General features: G+C 64.3%; 16 protein-coding genes. 5 read left to right on the top strand and 11 right to left on the bottom strand.

Translation table 11 applies throughout. The features are described 5' to 3' along the window. Nucleotides 1-244 precede the first annotated feature (244 nt). The 3 genes from LXM55_RS31370 to LXM55_RS31360 all read left to right on the top strand — a co-directional run bounded on the left by LXM55_RS31370 (nt 245) and on the right by LXM55_RS31360 (nt 1,114). The gene (locus tag LXM55_RS31370) at nt 245-487 is read left to right on the top strand and encodes a hypothetical protein (RefSeq protein WP_233323972.1); all 243 of its coding nucleotides are present in this window, start codon (nt 245-247) and stop codon (nt 485-487) included. Then, nucleotides 484-675, top strand: coding sequence for a hypothetical protein (locus LXM55_RS31365; protein WP_233323971.1), 192 nt, complete (start codon nt 484-486; stop codon nt 673-675). Before LXM55_RS31370 ends, LXM55_RS31365 begins: the two co-directional genes overlap by 4 nt. A 193-nt stretch (nt 676-868) precedes the next feature. Further along, a complete protein-coding gene (locus LXM55_RS31360) occupies nt 869-1,114 on the top strand; it encodes a hypothetical protein (RefSeq protein ID WP_233323970.1) in 246 nt (81 codons plus the stop codon). Nucleotides 1,115-1,137: 23 nt separating this feature from the next. Here the strand turns inward: LXM55_RS31360 and LXM55_RS31355 are convergent, their stop codons facing one another. Then, nucleotides 1,138-1,974 carry a bifunctional allantoicase/(S)-ureidoglycine aminohydrolase gene (locus tag LXM55_RS31355; RefSeq protein ID WP_011062092.1) on the bottom strand — a complete coding sequence of 279 codons (837 nt, stop codon included), beginning with the start codon at nt 1,972-1,974 and terminating at the stop codon, nt 1,138-1,140. A gap of 186 nt (nt 1,975-2,160) precedes the next feature. Next, nucleotides 2,161-3,045, bottom strand: a complete 885-nt coding sequence (locus LXM55_RS31350; RefSeq protein WP_233323969.1) for a LysR family transcriptional regulator — start codon at nt 3,043-3,045, stop codon at nt 2,161-2,163. A 129-nt stretch (nt 3,046-3,174) separates the two neighbouring features. Between LXM55_RS31350 and pseH the strand changes: the two genes are divergently transcribed. Continuing rightward, the gene (gene pseH / locus LXM55_RS31345; RefSeq protein ID WP_233323968.1) at nt 3,175-3,723 is read left to right on the top strand and encodes a UDP-4-amino-4,6-dideoxy-N-acetyl-beta-L-altrosamine N-acetyltransferase; all 549 of its coding nucleotides are present in this window, start codon (nt 3,175-3,177) and stop codon (nt 3,721-3,723) included. A gap of 64 nt (nt 3,724-3,787) precedes the next feature. Here the strand turns inward: pseH and ykgO are convergent, their stop codons facing one another. From ykgO to LXM55_RS31300, 9 genes are all read right to left on the bottom strand, one after another. After that, on the bottom strand, nt 3,788-3,937 hold the full coding sequence (gene ykgO, locus LXM55_RS31340) for a type B 50S ribosomal protein L36 (protein WP_011062095.1): 150 nt from the start codon (nt 3,935-3,937) through the stop codon (nt 3,788-3,790). A 215-nt stretch (nt 3,938-4,152) separates the two neighbouring features. Next, on the bottom strand, nt 4,153-5,283 hold the full coding sequence (locus LXM55_RS31335; RefSeq protein WP_233323967.1) for a TPM domain-containing protein: 1,131 nt from the start codon (nt 5,281-5,283) through the stop codon (nt 4,153-4,155). Between the two features lie 157 nt (nt 5,284-5,440). Beyond that, complete coding sequence (locus tag LXM55_RS31330) at nt 5,441-6,847, bottom strand: aldehyde dehydrogenase family protein (protein ID WP_233323966.1); 1,407 nt, start codon at nt 6,845-6,847, stop codon at nt 5,441-5,443. Between the two features lie 10 nt (nt 6,848-6,857). Then, complete coding sequence (locus LXM55_RS31325) at nt 6,858-7,901, bottom strand: homoserine dehydrogenase (RefSeq protein WP_233323965.1); 1,044 nt, start codon at nt 7,899-7,901, stop codon at nt 6,858-6,860. Between the two features lie 179 nt (nt 7,902-8,080). Next, nucleotides 8,081-8,518, bottom strand: a complete 438-nt coding sequence (locus LXM55_RS31320; protein ID WP_233323964.1) for an Lrp/AsnC family transcriptional regulator — start codon at nt 8,516-8,518, stop codon at nt 8,081-8,083. 22 nt (nt 8,519-8,540) lie between these two features. Continuing rightward, nucleotides 8,541-9,917, bottom strand: coding sequence for a threonine synthase (gene thrC / locus LXM55_RS31315; RefSeq protein WP_233323963.1), 1,377 nt, complete (start codon nt 9,915-9,917; stop codon nt 8,541-8,543). 16 nt (nt 9,918-9,933) lie between these two features. Then, nucleotides 9,934-10,824: a LysR substrate-binding domain-containing protein gene (locus LXM55_RS31310; RefSeq protein ID WP_233323962.1), complete on the bottom strand. Its 891-nt coding sequence runs from the start codon at nt 10,822-10,824 to the stop codon at nt 9,934-9,936. 41 nt (nt 10,825-10,865) lie between these two features. Beyond that, complete coding sequence (locus tag LXM55_RS31305) at nt 10,866-12,302, bottom strand: amino acid permease (protein ID WP_233323961.1); 1,437 nt, start codon at nt 12,300-12,302, stop codon at nt 10,866-10,868. A gap of 152 nt (nt 12,303-12,454) precedes the next feature. Then, a complete protein-coding gene (locus LXM55_RS31300) occupies nt 12,455-13,729 on the bottom strand; it encodes a cystathionine gamma-synthase family protein (protein ID WP_233323960.1) in 1,275 nt (424 codons plus the stop codon). A 231-nt stretch (nt 13,730-13,960) separates the two neighbouring features. On the opposite strand from LXM55_RS31300, the gene LXM55_RS31295 reads away from it, so the two are divergent. Next, on the top strand, nt 13,961-14,497 hold the full coding sequence (locus LXM55_RS31295; protein WP_233323959.1) for a DinB family protein: 537 nt from the start codon (nt 13,961-13,963) through the stop codon (nt 14,495-14,497). Nucleotides 14,498-14,551 lie beyond the last annotated feature (54 nt).

The following is a 14,551-nucleotide window of genomic DNA, read 5'->3' as shown; positions in this document are numbered from 1 at the left end:
AGCAGGAAATGGGACCGTATGAATTTGCAGCAAGCCAAGCACAGCCGCTCAACTGCAAAATGGCCAACATCAAAATGAGCTTCTGTAACACGTAATTTCCCTATTACTTTCCGTTGTAAGCCCTATAGACGCTATCGCGAAAAGTTAGTCAACCCCTTTCCCCTCCGACACCACCCGCCGGATTTCCTGGGGCTACCAGCCTTCAGAGCGCGGCGAGGTCACACAGGCCGACGTTGCAAGGGCCGTGCAGGACCACCTGAACCAACGCCAGATCGACGGTGAGGATCAGCAAGACGCCTTCGGCCAACTGGTGATCAGTGCCATGGGCTTTCGCAGCTCGGGGCTCCTGATGGATCTGGCGGTGTACCTGCTGGGCAAGAAGTCAGCGCTGAAGGAAATCGCTCTCGAACTTTTGAAGCCTCACGTAGAGGCCGCCGCGGCCTTCGAGCAAGAGCAGGCGCGCCTAGAGCAGGAGTGCGGGCTTTGAGCCCTCACATCCTAATCGTCCAAGCCCTCGAAGGCGTTGCCGATCCCAGTAGCCAGTCCGACATCGATGTCCTGGTGCAAGGCCTGATCACCCGCCTCTTCACCGACAGGGCAATCACCACCGACGAATTCACTCACTACTGCAAGCGCCTGATGGAAGCCTGTCACCGGCGCAAGGAAGCAGAATAACCACTTCCCCAATCAAATCTCTGGTCGACGAGCAGCTGGAAGACATCACCGCCCACAACCTGCGTGATGCATATAGCCTGGCCGAGCGCCGGGGCTTCTACGGGCCGCCGGTTGAACAGTACGCGGAGCCTGGTTACTGCGGTCGGATACTGCAGGTTCTGCGCTATCGCGTAGCCCAGCTGGAGCAGCAGCAATGAGCGGCGCCGGCGCGCACAAGCGCGGCCAGCAACTGACAATCCGCTGTGCGAAACTCCGTCGTGAAGGTCCGTCTCTTTCCGAAAGCCCGCAACGATCCTGGATGCGGTGGACATCGAGCCAGGGCACGCTGTGGCCTGCTCCAGAGCCGAATATTCCCGGCGGGCGCAGCCCGCAGAAAAAAGAAAACCGGCGAATGATCGCCGGTTTTCATGCTTGGCCATCCAGCCATGCAGAGGCCTGAAGCGCCCCTGCCCCGCCGTTGGCTCAATGCGCCGCGTTGAGGGTCAGGCGCATCTGGCGGTTCACGTCCTTGTACAGCAGGTAGCGGAAGCGACCCGGGCCACCGGAGTAGCAGGCCTGCGGGCAGAAGGCGCGCAGCCACATGAAGTCGCCGGCCTCGACTTCGACCCAGTCCTGGTTCAGGCGATACACCGCCTTGCCTTCCAGAACGTACAGGCCGTGTTCCATGACGTGGGTCTCGGCGAACGGAATCACGCCGCCCGGCTCGAAGTTGACGATGTTGACGTGCATGTCATGGCGCATGTCGCTCATGTCGACAAAGCGCGTGGTGCTCCAACGGCCTTCGGTATCGGGCATCACGCGCGGCTCGATGTCCTGCTCGTTGGTCACGAAAGCGTCCGGATAAGGCACGCCATCGACTTTCTGGTAGTGCTTGCGGATCCAGTGGAAACGCGCCTCGGTGCCGCTGGTGTTGCGCAGCTTCCAGTCGGCGGCCGGCGGAATGAAGGCATAGCCGCCCGGCTTGAGGACATGCACCTGGCCTTGCAGGGTCAGGTTGACCTCGCCTTCGACGACAAACAGCACCGCTTCGGCATTGGGGTCCTGCTCGGGCTTGTCGCTGCCGCCATTGGCGCCGACTTCAACGATGTACTGGGAAAAGGTTTCGGCAAAACCCGACAGCGGACGGGCAATCACCCACATGCGCATGTTGTCCCAGTGCGGCAGGTGGCTGGTGACGATGTCACGCATCACGCCCTTGGGGATCACCGCGTAGGCTTCGGTAAACATCGCGCGGTCGGTGAGCAGTTCGGTCTGCGCCGGGTGCCCGCCGTGAGGCGCGTAATAAGTGGTTTTGGACATGGAGACTCTCCTCATTGTTGTTTTGCTGCCCCACGCAGCAACGCCGGCGGGGTTAACAAACCTGCGGGTCGACGCGCCAGGGGGGTGGCGCGGACCGCTGCTGGCCACCACGATATCCAGCGCCGTTTACATGCACAAATTAAATACTGGAATCCGCTATATTCACTTATCAAATGCCTGACGGTTTCAGCCCTGAGTGTCCTCGGCCAGCACTCGCGACAAGACCCGCGCCAGCTCCTTGACCATGGGATCCGCCGCCGGACGGTGCAGCAACGCCACCTCGAACACATCCACCGAGGGCAACCCGGTGCTCTTGGGCAGCACCTGATGGCCAGCCGTTACCGCCCGCAACGGCAGCAAGCCGATGCCCATGCCATCGGCGATGGCCGACTGCAGCCCGCTGAGGCTGGAGCTGGTGAAGCTGATGTGCCAGCGCCGGCCTATGGCTTCCAGGGCATTGATCATCGCATCGCGATACACCCCGCGCGGCGGGAAGGTCACGATAGGCAGCGGGTCGAGATCGATGCAGGGGTTTTTCGCGCTGTCCACCCAGCGGGTCTTCTCCGGCCAGCAGGCCAGTGCCTCGCGGCTGTTGCGCAGTTGCTTGAGCACCACCAGGTCCAGCTCGCCGCGGTCATAACTGGCGTTGAGGTCGCGGCTCATGCCACTGGTGACCTCCAGCTTGACCTGCGGGTAGCGCCGGTTGAACGCCGCCAACTGTTCGGTGGTGCGGCCAGCGGCAAAGTCATCCGGTACGCCGATTCGCACCGTCAGCACCACCGTGGCACCGGACAGTGCCTCGAACATTTCGTCGTTCAGCGCCAGCAGGCGCCGGGCATACCCCAGCAGCGTCTCGCCAGCATCGGTCGGCAGCACGTCACGGTTGCCACGCTCAAGCAGGCGCTGCCCGACCATCTCTTCCAGGCGGCGGATCTTCTGGCTGATGGTTGACTGGGTGGAATGCAGGCGGGTGGCCGCCGTGGTGAAACTGCCGCAATCGGCCACTGTGACAATGGCCCGCAGCAAGTCGAGGTCGAACAGGCGGCTATTGGGTTTCTCAATGTCGCTCATGCTGGTATCTGTTTTCTGAATGTGAGGGTTCTTTCTACCGGTTCTTGTCTCAGGAGACAAATCCATACAACGGCAGTGGATATGCCATCATGTGCCACCACCGTTACCCCATCCGAGAAGGACATCAGGATGCAGTTCATCCCCCTGGTCGATGCCGACCCCGCCACTCAGGCCCATGTGCGCACGCTGCGCAACCAGGAAGAGGTGCGCAAGTACATGTACACCTCCCATGAAATCAGTGAACAGGAACACCAGCGCTGGCTGAGCTCCTTGCAGGGCAATACGGCCCAGGCAGTGTTTGTCGTCATGGGTGAAGGCCAGGCCCTGGGCATCGTTTCATTGAATGCCATCAATGCCCGACAGAAAACCGCCGACTGGGCGTTCTACCTGGACGCCCAGCAGCAAGGCAAGGGCCTGGGCAGCCTGATCGAGTTCTGGATGCTGGACTACGCCTTCACTGAAGCCGGCCTGGAAAAGCTCAACTGCGAGGTGCTGGCCAGTAACCCTGCGGTGATCAACATGCACCTGAAATTCGGTTTCCAACAGGAGGGGCTGCGGCGCCAGAACATCCTCAAGGAGGACGAACGTATCGACGTGGTCCTGCTGGGCATCACCAAGGCGGAGTGGCAGAGCAAACGCCCGACGCTTGAGCCCCTGATCGCCCGCCTGGGCAAATAAGCCACCCAGGCGCCCGGCTGTGCTTGCAGCGTATCGGGCGCCCTGGACGGGAGCGGGAGCTGGATCACCCCTTGTTGCGATTCTTCGCCCCGCCCTGGCGCGCCTTGAAGCGTGGATTGGACTTGCAGATCACGTAGATCCGCCCGCGACGCTTGACGATCTGGCAGTCGCGGTGACGATTCTTGGCTTCTTTGAGGGAGGACAGGACTTTCATGGGCATGGCTTCCTTGAGACAAAAATAATGTAATAACATATCTTATTCTCAATCGAGAACGATTATCAACTGCAAGATTCATTCGCGCATGCCCGGCTATCCCTACTCAAGATCCGCAACAGGCGGACACGGCCATGCCATGGCCGGTCCGCGCTCCGAGCCAGCGCACGCCAGCAGGTAGGTCACCCGCAAACAGCTGGCCCGGCCACTCACTGTCACCAACTGCCGGAAGCCCCACCGCCGCCACTGGAACCACCGCCACCGGAAAACCCACCGCCCGAATCGGAACGGCCGCCACTGCGGCTGCCACCAGCGCTGCTCCAGCGAAAGCGACGGGCATCGGCAAACAGGATGAAGATCAGGCAATAGGCGAATGGCAGCACCCTCAGCCAGCGCTGGGCCAGCTGCCAGGCGTCGACACCCAACCCCAACAGCAGCACCAGGGTCAGCAGCACGCCCAGGCGCCAGAAAAAGCCTTTGCTGCTCTTGTGCCACTGGTTGCGCATCATCCGGTACAGCAGCCAATGGCCGCCCAGCACCAACAACACCCCAGCCGGCCACGCCAGGCCATAGAGAAAGGTCGAACGGCCCAGGTACTGGCTGACCAGGGTCAACAAGCCGATGTACAGCAACAGCCCCAGCACCCCGTAAAACACCCGGCGCGCCTGCCACAACCCGGCGAAGGTGGCGCCGCCGATCAGCATGCACAGCGGCACCAGGAACAACTGCACCCGCCACTCCTGGCCGCCCGCCACCGCGCCGAAGATGAACGCCAGCAGCAAGGCATAGGCTTCGAGCGGCACCGACAGCCCGGCCGGCTGCGGCAGCGAGCCGCCATCCACCAGCAGGATCAGGTCGTCCAGGGCACGGTCGAGACCGCCGGCAAAATCTCCCTGGCGAAAGGCCGGGGTCAGGTCCTGGGCGATGATCTGCCCGGCCAACAGGTCGGTGACTACCGCTTCCAGGCCATAGCCGACCTCGATCCGCACCTTGCGGTCGTTCTTCGCCACCAGCAGCAGGATGCCGTCGTCGACGCCCTTGCGCCCCAGTTTCCAGGCGCGAAACAGCGGGTTGCTCAGCGCCTCGATGCTCTGCTGGCCCAGGCTGGGCACCAGCATCACCGCGATCTGCGCGCCACGGCGCTGCTCCAGCGCCTCCAGCTTGTGCACCATGCGCTGCTGTGTGGCGCCATCAAGGGTGGCGGTCAGGTCGATCACCCGTCGATCCAGGGCCACCTTCACCCACCCCGGCGGCGCCTCCTCGGCGTGCACCAGCGTCGGCAGCAGCAGCCCGAATACCAGCAACAGCCACAGGCCGCGCCCTTGTTGCCACCACCGTTTGATCATTCGCCGGCATCCCGCATCGTTCATCCTGAAGCGGCGAACTTTACCACTGCCCGCGCCGCCACCGATTCAGCGCCCCGCGCCGCCCGCAAAAAAAACACCGGGCAGGTGACCAAACCTGCCCGGTGCCCGACGACCTGTCGTGTGAGCGCTACCTGCCTCAGCCCAGGCGGTTCAGGCACACCACCTTGGGCTGGGTCATTTCCTCATAGGCGAAACGCACCCCCTCGCGGCCCAGGCTGCCGTACTTGAAGCCGCCAAAGGGCATGGCATCGAAACGGTAGTCGGACGAATCGTTGATCATCACCCCGCCCGCCTCGATCCGCCGCGCGGCGTCCATGGCGGTGCGCAGATCGTTGGTGAAGATCCCCGCATGCAGGCTGTATTCGGGCTGGTTGGCCAGGGCGATGGCCTGATCCAGATCGTCGAACGGCTGCAACACCACCACAGGCGCAAAGACCTCGTCCTGCCACAGCCGACTGCCGTGGTCGACGTTCTCCAGCACCGTGGCGGCGTAGCAGGAACCCTGGCGCTGGTGCCCGCACAGCAGCCGTGCGCCCTGCTGCAAGGCTTCGTCCACGACGGCCTGGGCACGCTGCGCCGCTTGCAGGCTGATCATCGGCCCGATGTCCGTGCTGCTGGCCAGCGGGTCGCCACTGACCTGCGTCCGGGCAAGGCGGACAAAGGCCTCGCGAAAGGCCTCGTAGATCGAGGCCTGGACCAGCAGGCGCTGGGTGCCGATACAATTCTGCCCGGCCGCCCAGAAGGCCCCCGAGACGCAACTCGCCACTGTCGCTGCCAGGTCGCAGTCGGCCATCACGATCACCGGGGCATTGCCGCCCAGGTCCATGGCCAGCTTTTTCAGGCCGGCGCTGCGGGCAATCTGCTCGCCGGTGACGAAGCCACCGGTGAACGACACCATGCGCACCTCGCGGGCTTCCACCAGGGCCTTGCCCAGGTCCGCGCCACCGGTGGCCAGGGTCACCACCGAAGTCGGCAGCCCGGCATCACGCAGGTATTCCACCAGCTTGATCGCCGACAGCGGTGCCAGCTCCGAGGGCTTGAGAATCACCCCGTTGCCCCCGGCAATCGCCGGGCCGAGCTTGTGCGCCACCAGGTTCAGCGGATCGTTGTAGGGGGTGATCGCCAGGATCAGCCCCAAGGGTTCGCGGGAGAACCAGCCCTGGCGGTTTTCCGAGCCTTCATAAGCGTCGAAGGGCAGCACTTCGCCGGCATTGCGCTTGGCCTCTTCGGCCGAGAGCTTGAGGGTGTTGACGCAGCGCTTGACCTCCTTCTGTGCCTGTTTCAGGGTCTTGCCCGCTTCATCGACGATCAACCGGGCAAAGTGCTCGGCGTCACGCTCAATGTTCAGGGCCGCCTGTTCGAGAATCCGCGCCCGCTGGAAACGCGGCAGCGCGGCGCAGGCCCGCACGCCCTCGCGGGCCTGCTGCAACAGGTACGGCACGGCGCAGGCATCGGTGCGCGGCACGCTGCCGATGACCCGGCCATCGAATGGGCTGCGCACTTCAATGGTATCGGCGACGGGCGCCAGGCGAGACAGGTTCATGGGCATGCTCCTAGCGAGCCGAGCGCGACTGGTGGATGTGAATGATGTCCGAAAGCAAGGCAAAGGCGGTCTCGATGCGCCCCGCGCCCGGTCCGGAAACCGTCACCGCGCCCAGCAGCTCGGTGTTGAACGACACCGCGTTGACCGCCCCGCCAATACCCGCCAGCGGATGAGCCAAAGGCAACAGCCGCGGCTCGACACGGGCCTGCAGCGAGCCATCGGCCAGGCGCTGAGCCGAACCGATCAGCTTCCAGCGCGCGCCCTCGGCACGGGCCTGCTCCAGGTCCGCCGCCGTCAGGCCGGAGATACCCCGGCAACTGACATCACTGACGGTCAACTGCGCACCGAGCAGTTCATTGGCCAGGATCACCACCTTCAAGCGCACGTCAAAGCCTTCGACATCCGCGGTCGGATCGGCCTCGGCGTACCCCAGGGCCTGGGCTTCGGCCACCGCCTCGGCAAAGCCCAGGCCGGCGTCCATGCGGGTCAGCACAAAGTTGGACGTGCCATTGAGAATGCCCTCGAAACCCAGCAGCTCGCTGCCCGCCAGGGACTGCTTGGCCATGCGGATCACCGGGGTGCCGCTCATCACCGCGCCTTCGTACTCGAACGCCGCCTGATTGCGCAGGGCCAGGGCCTTGAGCTCGGCGCCGTGCAGGGCAATCGGACCCTTGTTGGTGGTCACCACGTGCTTGCCCTGCTCCAGGGCCCAGCGGCAGAAGGTGCTGGCCGGTTCGCCGTCCACCGGGTTGGTGAAGGTGGCCTCGGCGATGATGTCGGCGCCGGAGTCCTTGATCACCTGTTCGTTGAGCGCCTCCACCTGGCCGCCAGGCAGTTGCGCCAGGGCGCCCTTGGTGGCGGGCAACCGGCTCAGCAGGCCGGCATCCAGCCCCTGGGGAGCGACGATGGAACCGAGGAACAGATCGCTGACACCGACGATTTTCAGGCTCAAGCCCAGCTGTTTTTTCCACGCCTGATTGCGCTCGGCAATCAGTTGCGCCAGGGCCCGATTGACCCCGCCGAAGCCCACCAGGGCAATGTTGTATTCGGTCATTTTTGTTGTGTTCCATCCGGGTTGAAGAAGCTGATGGAGACAAGGTTAGGGGCCGGGGCCGGGCAGTGAAATATGCCGTTTTGCTGTATTTGCTGAGCATTTTGCTCAACCCTGGAGCCAGGTGAGCGGGCATAAAAAAAGCCAACTTGCGTTGGCTTTTTTTTCGTGGCGAACAGCGCCTAGCTCACCGACGACAAGACAAAGGACGTCACGGTGTTTTCCACCCCGGGCAAGGCGGCGATGTCATTCCACACTCGGTGCACTCGCTCTGCGCTGGCGGCGCTGACCCGCACCAGCACGTCGAACTCGCCGCTGAGCACTTCGCACTGGACGATCTCCGGCATCGCGCGCAACGCCTGCAACACCTCGGCGCCCCGCATGCGGTCGTAGCGGTAGACGAAGATCAGCGCGTTGATCCGGGTATCCGCCCCACGCCCCTCGCCCACGCGAATGGTGTAGCCCTGGATCGCCCCATCGCGCTCCAGGCGCTCGATGCGCTGGCGCACGGCATTACGCGACAGGTTGACCTTGGCCGCCAGCTCGGCATGTGCCGCCCGGGCATTGCGGGTCAGTTCGGCGATGATGCGCTCGTCCAGAGGATCCAGAATCCGCTTCATACCCACCCCTTGAACGTGCCCATCACAGCGCCTTCAGGCAATGCAAGACCGCGTCAAAATCATCCGCCGCCAGGGCCTGCCACTGCTGCGTCGAGGGCGCGGCCAGCGGTGGCGTAACCACCCCGGGGATGCCCAGCGAACCCAGCAGCCGCGCCGACTTGGCCGGCGCGATTTCCCCCAGGGTGACCATCGGCGCCACCAGGCTGCGCCGATACAGGCGCGCCGCCAGGACCCCGGTGGCGGCATGCGGGTCGATGATGTAGCCGGTGTCCCGATAGAGGCTGCTGATCTCCTTGCCGGTCTCTTCATCGCTCACCGAATAGGAGTCGATGATCATCCGCGCCTGCAGCCAGAACTCGTTGCCCAGGGTCATCTCGCCGCTGTCTTCAAAGCGCTGCATCAAGGCCGCCACCGCTTGCGAGTCGTGGCCATACAACTCCCAGACAAAGCGCTCCAGGTTGGCGAACAGCGACAGGTCCATGGCCGGCGACAGGCTCTGGCTGGCCTGGGCGCGGCAGTACTGGTTTTTCAGGAACAGCTGGTGCAGGGCGTCATTGCGGTTGGTGGCGACGATCATCTGGGTGATCGGCAGGCCCATTTTCTGCACGATGTAGCCGGCATAGACCTCGGCGAAACTCGCCGCCGGCACGCTGAAACCGATGGGCCGCTGGCCGCCCCCCAGTTGCAGCACGGCGTGGAAGTACAGCACCAACTGGGCCATGACCCCGACCCAGTTGCTGGAGTTGAAACCGATCACCTCGCGCTCGGCCAGGGGCCATTGGCGCAGCAGGCGGCTGACCAGGGTCTGGCAGTCGTCGAAACTGCCCGCCACCGCAAAGCGCCACAGGCCGGGGTTGTGCGCCGCCTGCAACTGCTGCCCCTGCTGCTCGGGCACGCCGTGCTGCGGATAGAACACCAGCAGCTGGGTCTGCGCGCAGTCCTTGAAGGCGTCGATCGCCGCCAGGGCGGTGTCGCCGTTGCTGGCGCCCACCAGCACCCCGCGACGTTGCCGGCGCTGGAGAAAGTAGCTCACCAGCTGGGCCTGCAGCCGCGCGGCAAAATCCTTGGCCGAACCGCTCGGCCCATGGAACAGCTCCAGCAGCCATTCGTTGCGATCGATCTGCCGCAGGGGCGCCACCGCACGATGGCCAAAACCGCTGTAGGCCCGGTGCAGCAACGCCTTGAAGTCGGCCTCGGGCAGGCTGTCGCCGACAAAGGGGCTGAGCACGCGAAAGGCCAGTTCGGGGTAGTCCAGGGTCGACCAGTTGGCAATTTCCTGGGGGCTGAAACACGGCAGCCGCTGCGGCACATACAGCCCGCCATCGGCGGCCACGCCGGACAGGACCACGGTTGCAAAATCCACCTGTTCGGCGGCACTGCGGGTACTCACATAGCGCATGCTTGGCTCCGGCCAGTCATTTGTAGCGATGGGCCTGCTCCACCAGCCAGGTGGAGAACTTCAGCGCATCGGGGTGTTGCTCGGCATCCGCGCCGCGCACCAGGTAAAAGGATTCGCTAGCCTCGATACGCTGCTCGAAGGGCTCCACCAGACGCCCGTCGGCCAGCATGTCGGCGACCATCGAGGAACGGGCCAGGGCCACGCCCTGCCCCAGCTCGGCCATGCGCAGGGTCGAGATCAGGGTGTCGAACTGCATGCCCCGGGACGAGTCCACGCCTCTGGCACCGACCCGTTCAAGCCAGTAGCCCCAGCCCTCTTCGTAGCCCAGCACGTGCAGCAGTTGATGGCGGGCCAGATCGGCCGGCACCTGCAGCGGCAGGCGCGCCAGCAGCGCCGGTGCGCAGACCGGGAACAGGCTGTCCCAGGTCAGGCGCTGGGCCACCAGCCCCGGCCAGTGACCGCGCCCCCAGCGGATTTCCAGGTCGTCTTCGCCATCCAGTTCCTTGACCCAGATATTGCTGATGTAACGAATGTCCACCTGGGGCTGGGCCTGCTGAAAGGTCAGCAGCTTGGGCGCCAGCCAGTGGACGAAGAACGCCAGGCTGCCGCGCACCTTGATCGGCCGGTGCTGGTGCTGGCCGAAAATCTCGTTGGTGCCGACCGCCAGCCGGGTGATGGCGTCCTGCACCACCGGCAGGTAGGAGCGGCCCTCCTCGGTCAGGTCCAGGCCCCGGGGCAGGCGCTTGAACAGCGCCACCCCGAGGTGGCTTTCCAATTGGCGGATCTGCTGGCTGACCGCGCCCTGGGTGAGGAACAGCTCCTCGGCGGCGTGGGTGAAGTTCAGGCAGCGGGCGGACACTTCGAAGGCGCGCAGCCAGTTCAGCGGGGGCAAGCTTTTCTGCTTCATGGCCTGGCTCTCATGGACACCCTGGATACCGTTCCCGTCCGTCAGCCCGACAGGGCATCGGACGAGCGAGCCAGAGGTGCCAGGGCCAGGCGCCGCTGGCGGCTACTGCGGGTAATGTAATACACGAAGTAGCACCAGGCGATGAAGGGCACACCGAAGTACAGGGCCACCCGCTGCTCGGGGTCGAAACCGATGCCGACACAGGCCAGGGCGCAGCAGAACAGCGCCCCCAGCGGCACCCAGGGGTAGCCACGGACACGGAATTTCAAGTCGCGCACATCACCGCCGTTGGCCACGAAGTGCCGGCGGAAGGCGATCTGGCTGGCGGCGATGCTCATCCACACCACCACCACCGCCAACCCGGAAATCGACACCAGGGCCAGGTAGATGGTGTCCGGGGCGAACACACTGCTGAGCAGCGAAGCGGCGCCGCCGGCCATGCTCACGATGATCGCGTTGAGCGGCGTGCCCATGCGCGTCAGGGCCGAGAACTGCTTGGGCAGGTGCCCCTGGTCGCTCAGGGTCCAGAGCATCCGCGAGGCGGCGTACAACCCGGAGTTGGCGGCCGACAGCAGCGCACTGATGATCACGAAGTTCATGATGTCGGCCGAGTACGGAATGCCGATGTAGGTGAACACCGTGACGAACGGGCTTTCCACCAGGCCGGCCTGCTCCCGCGGCAACAGGGTGGCGAGGACGAAGATGGTGCCAACGAAGAAGATCGCCAGGCGCAGCACCGTGGTGCGGATCGCCCGTGGCACGTTGCGTTGCGGGTCGCGGGTTTCGCCAGCGGCGATGCCGATCAGTTCAGTGCCGGAGAACGCGAAAGCCACCGCCAGCAGGGTCATGGCGATCGGCATGAAGCCGGTGGGGAACAGCCCCTCGCGAGTGAAGTTGCTCAGGCCAATGCTGTGGGCCTGGTCGATGTGCAAAAAACCGAGGATCGCCCCACCGCCCACCGCCAGGAACGCCAGCACGGTGACCACCTTGACCAGCGACAGCCAGAACTCGGTTTCGGCGAACAGCCGCACCGACACCACGTTGGACAGGAACACCATCATGGCGAACAGCGCGCTCCAGATCCACACCGGGGTCTCGGGGAACCAGCGGGCCATGAGGATCCCGGCGGCGGTGAATTCCGAGCCGATGGCCACGGTCCAGGTCAGCCAGTACAGCCAGGCCACGGTGTAGCCGGTGCCGGGGCCGAGAAAGCGTGTGGCGTAGGTGCTGAAGGAGCCGGTCTCGGGCATCTGCACCGCCAGCTCGCCCAGGCACATCATCACCAGGTACACCATCAGCGCGCCGATGATGTAGGCGATCACCGCGCCCAGCGGGCCGGCCTGGTTCACCGTGTAGCCGGAAGTGAGGAACAGCCCGGTGCCGATCACCCCGCCCAGGGCGAGCATGACAATGTGCCGGGTCTGCATTTCTTGCTTGAAGCCGCCGCGCAAGTCGGTCTGTTGTTCTTGTAGGGACATGATGGTTCTCATGAAAGTTGTCAGGGCAAGTCTCAATTTCTGCGACTGTGGAAATGGGCAGAAAACAAATCGGATGCCACCAGGTTTTTATTGTTATTCCTCTTCATGAAGCCCCCACTGGCTGCCTTGCTGTGGGGGTGTTGCGCGCTCTTTCAGTGGGCGACCTCGGCCCGGGCCTGCAGGGAAGGAACGGCGTCGGACGCCGGGTTGTGCTTGAGCGATTGACGCAGCCAGGCGAAGGCCTGTTGCAGGTCCGCCAGCAGGTCATCGGTGTCTTCGATGCCCACCGAGACCCGTACCAGCCCTTCGGAAATGCCCAGGGCCTGACGCTCTTCCAGGGTGTTCTCGACATGGCTGGTGGTGCGCGCCGGGCCGTAGATGGTTTCCACCGCACCCAGGTTGCCGGCGCAGTGGGCATAGCGCAGGCGCGGCAAGAGCAGCTTGACGCTGTCCATGCCGCCCACCAGGACAAAGCTGACGATGGCGCCGAAACCGCGCATCTGCGCACAGGCCACGGCGTGGTTCGGGTGGCTGGGCAGGCCCGGGTAGTTCACCGATTCCACCAGTGGTTCGTTGAGCAGGAACTGCGCCAGCTGCGCGGCGCTGTGCTGTTGCTGGCGCATGCGCAGGGCCAGGGTCTTGATCCCGCGGATGATCAGGTAGGCCGAGAACGGATCGAGGCTGGCGCCGTTGATTTCCCGGTAATGGCGCACCTGGCTCATCAGCGCTTCGCTGCCGCAGGCCACGCCGCCGAGCACATCGCCGTGGCCACTGAGGAACTTGGTGGCGCTGTGGATCACCACGTCCACGCCCAGGGCCAGGGGGTTCTGGTTCAGCGGCGTGGCGAAGGTGTTGTCCGCCACCACCAGGGCGCCGACTTTTTTCGCCGCCGCCACCAGACGCTGGATATCGACGATCTTCAAGGTCGGGTTGGTCGGGGTTTCCAGGTACAGCAGGTCGCAGCCCTTGGCGATCTCGGCCTCGATCTGCTGCTGGTCGAAGGTTTCGCAGAGGCTCACGGCCACGCCCATGCGCGGCAGGAACTCTTCGAAAATCTTGTTGGTGCCGCCGTAGCTGTCCTTGGTCGACACCACCCGCTGGCCGTGGCGCAGGAAGCTGTAGAGCACCCCGCTGATGGCCGCCATGCCGCTGCTGAAGGCCACCGCCGATTCGGCGCTTTCCAGGTCCCGCAGCTTGGCTTCCAGGGTTTCCACGGTGGGGTTGCTCATGCGGCTGTAGATGAAGCCCGGGGCCTTGCCCAGGGCCACGTCGTACCACTGGTCAATGTCGTCGTAACCGTAGGCGGCGCTGGCGACAATCGGGGTTTGCGTGGCGTTGTAGGGGTGACGGACTTGCTCGCCGCCCCAGACCACCCGGGTAGCGGTTCCGGGGTTTTCCAGCCCTGTGCGTTCAGGTTTTTTATTCATTGCAACGGCTCACCATAAAGGGCGCGCGGCCTCTTGCCGCGCTGGATCTGGTGGCCAATATAGAGAAAAGCCCAAGCCCCGAGAAACGATGTTATCGGGGCCAAAGGGGCGGTTTTTTTAATGGCTGCAACGCCCGCAAAACCGGCTGTGCGCAAGGCCTTCACGGCGCCTCTTGCGCAGTGCCCAGCCAGCTTGCGAAGCTGCTGCACGCCCAGCCCCAGAGGAACAGCAATGAAGCGCACCGAGCACCTGTGCCTGATGGCCCGCTACAACCAATGGATGAACGCCAAGCTGTACAACGCCGCCATGACCCTGCCCGAGGCGCAGATCGTCCTCGACCGCCAGGCGTTTTTCGGCTCGATCCTCGGCACCCTCAATCACCTGCTGGCCGGTGACACGATCTGGCTCAAGCGCTTTGCCCAACACCCGGCGCGGCCTCCGGCTCTGGCCCCGCTGCAGCAGGTGCCCCAGCCACAGGACCTCAAGACCCTGCTGTTTCCCGACCTGCGCGGGCTCTGGCAACAACGCCAGTGGCTGGACTCGCTGATCCTCGATTTCTGCCAGGCACTGAGCGACGCCGAGCTGGACAGCAACCTGCACTACGCCAACACCCAGGGCGTGGTGGCCGAGCGCAATGTGCACGCCCTGCTGGTGCATTTCTTCAATCACCAGACCCACCACCGGGGTCAGGCCAGCACCCTGCTGAGCCAGGCCGGCGTGGATATCGGCGATACCGATCTGCTGCTGTTGATCCCGTCAGAGGTCTGATCGGGCCGGGCGAGTATTTATCCAGGCCGATCTAGCTTGCGCGCCTGGCTTCTG

This window comes from Pseudomonas sp. Au-Pse12 (assembly GCF_021341665.1).
Lineage (GTDB): Bacteria > Pseudomonadota > Gammaproteobacteria > Pseudomonadales > Pseudomonadaceae > Aquipseudomonas.
Note: the sequence above shows the minus strand (reverse complement) of the source record. Positions and strands in the feature narration are given on the sequence as shown.

What these genes read in the sequence shown, in the direction of transcription:
- LXM55_RS31360 (WP_233323970.1), top strand. Translation starts at nt 869, where the DNA reads ATGAGCGGCGCCGGCGCGCACAAGCGCGGCCAGCAACTGACAATCCGC.
- LXM55_RS31355 (WP_011062092.1), bottom strand. Translation starts at nt 1,974, where the DNA reads ATGTCCAAAACCACTTATTACGCGCCTCACGGCGGGCACCCGGCGCAG.
- LXM55_RS31330 (WP_233323966.1), bottom strand. Translation starts at nt 6,847, where the DNA reads ATGAACCTGTCTCGCCTGGCGCCCGTCGCCGATACCATTGAAGTGCGC.
- LXM55_RS31350 (WP_233323969.1), bottom strand. Translation starts at nt 3,045, where the DNA reads ATGAGCGACATTGAGAAACCCAATAGCCGCCTGTTCGACCTCGACTTG.
- LXM55_RS31305 (WP_233323961.1), bottom strand. Translation starts at nt 12,302, where the DNA reads ATGTCCCTACAAGAACAACAGACCGACTTGCGCGGCGGCTTCAAGCAA.
- LXM55_RS31325 (WP_233323965.1), bottom strand. Translation starts at nt 7,901, where the DNA reads ATGACCGAATACAACATTGCCCTGGTGGGCTTCGGCGGGGTCAATCGG.
- LXM55_RS31320 (WP_233323964.1), bottom strand. Translation starts at nt 8,518, where the DNA reads ATGAAGCGGATTCTGGATCCTCTGGACGAGCGCATCATCGCCGAACTG.
- LXM55_RS31300 (WP_233323960.1), bottom strand. Translation starts at nt 13,729, where the DNA reads ATGAATAAAAAACCTGAACGCACAGGGCTGGAAAACCCCGGAACCGCT.
- thrC (WP_233323963.1), bottom strand. Translation starts at nt 9,917, where the DNA reads ATGCGCTATGTGAGTACCCGCAGTGCCGCCGAACAGGTGGATTTTGCA.
- ykgO (WP_011062095.1), bottom strand. Translation starts at nt 3,937, where the DNA reads ATGAAAGTCCTGTCCTCCCTCAAAGAAGCCAAGAATCGTCACCGCGAC.
- LXM55_RS31310 (WP_233323962.1), bottom strand. Translation starts at nt 10,824, where the DNA reads ATGAAGCAGAAAAGCTTGCCCCCGCTGAACTGGCTGCGCGCCTTCGAA.
- pseH (WP_233323968.1), top strand. Translation starts at nt 3,175, where the DNA reads ATGCAGTTCATCCCCCTGGTCGATGCCGACCCCGCCACTCAGGCCCAT.
- LXM55_RS31295 (WP_233323959.1), top strand. Translation starts at nt 13,961, where the DNA reads ATGAAGCGCACCGAGCACCTGTGCCTGATGGCCCGCTACAACCAATGG.
- LXM55_RS31335 (WP_233323967.1), bottom strand. Translation starts at nt 5,283, where the DNA reads ATGATCAAACGGTGGTGGCAACAAGGGCGCGGCCTGTGGCTGTTGCTG.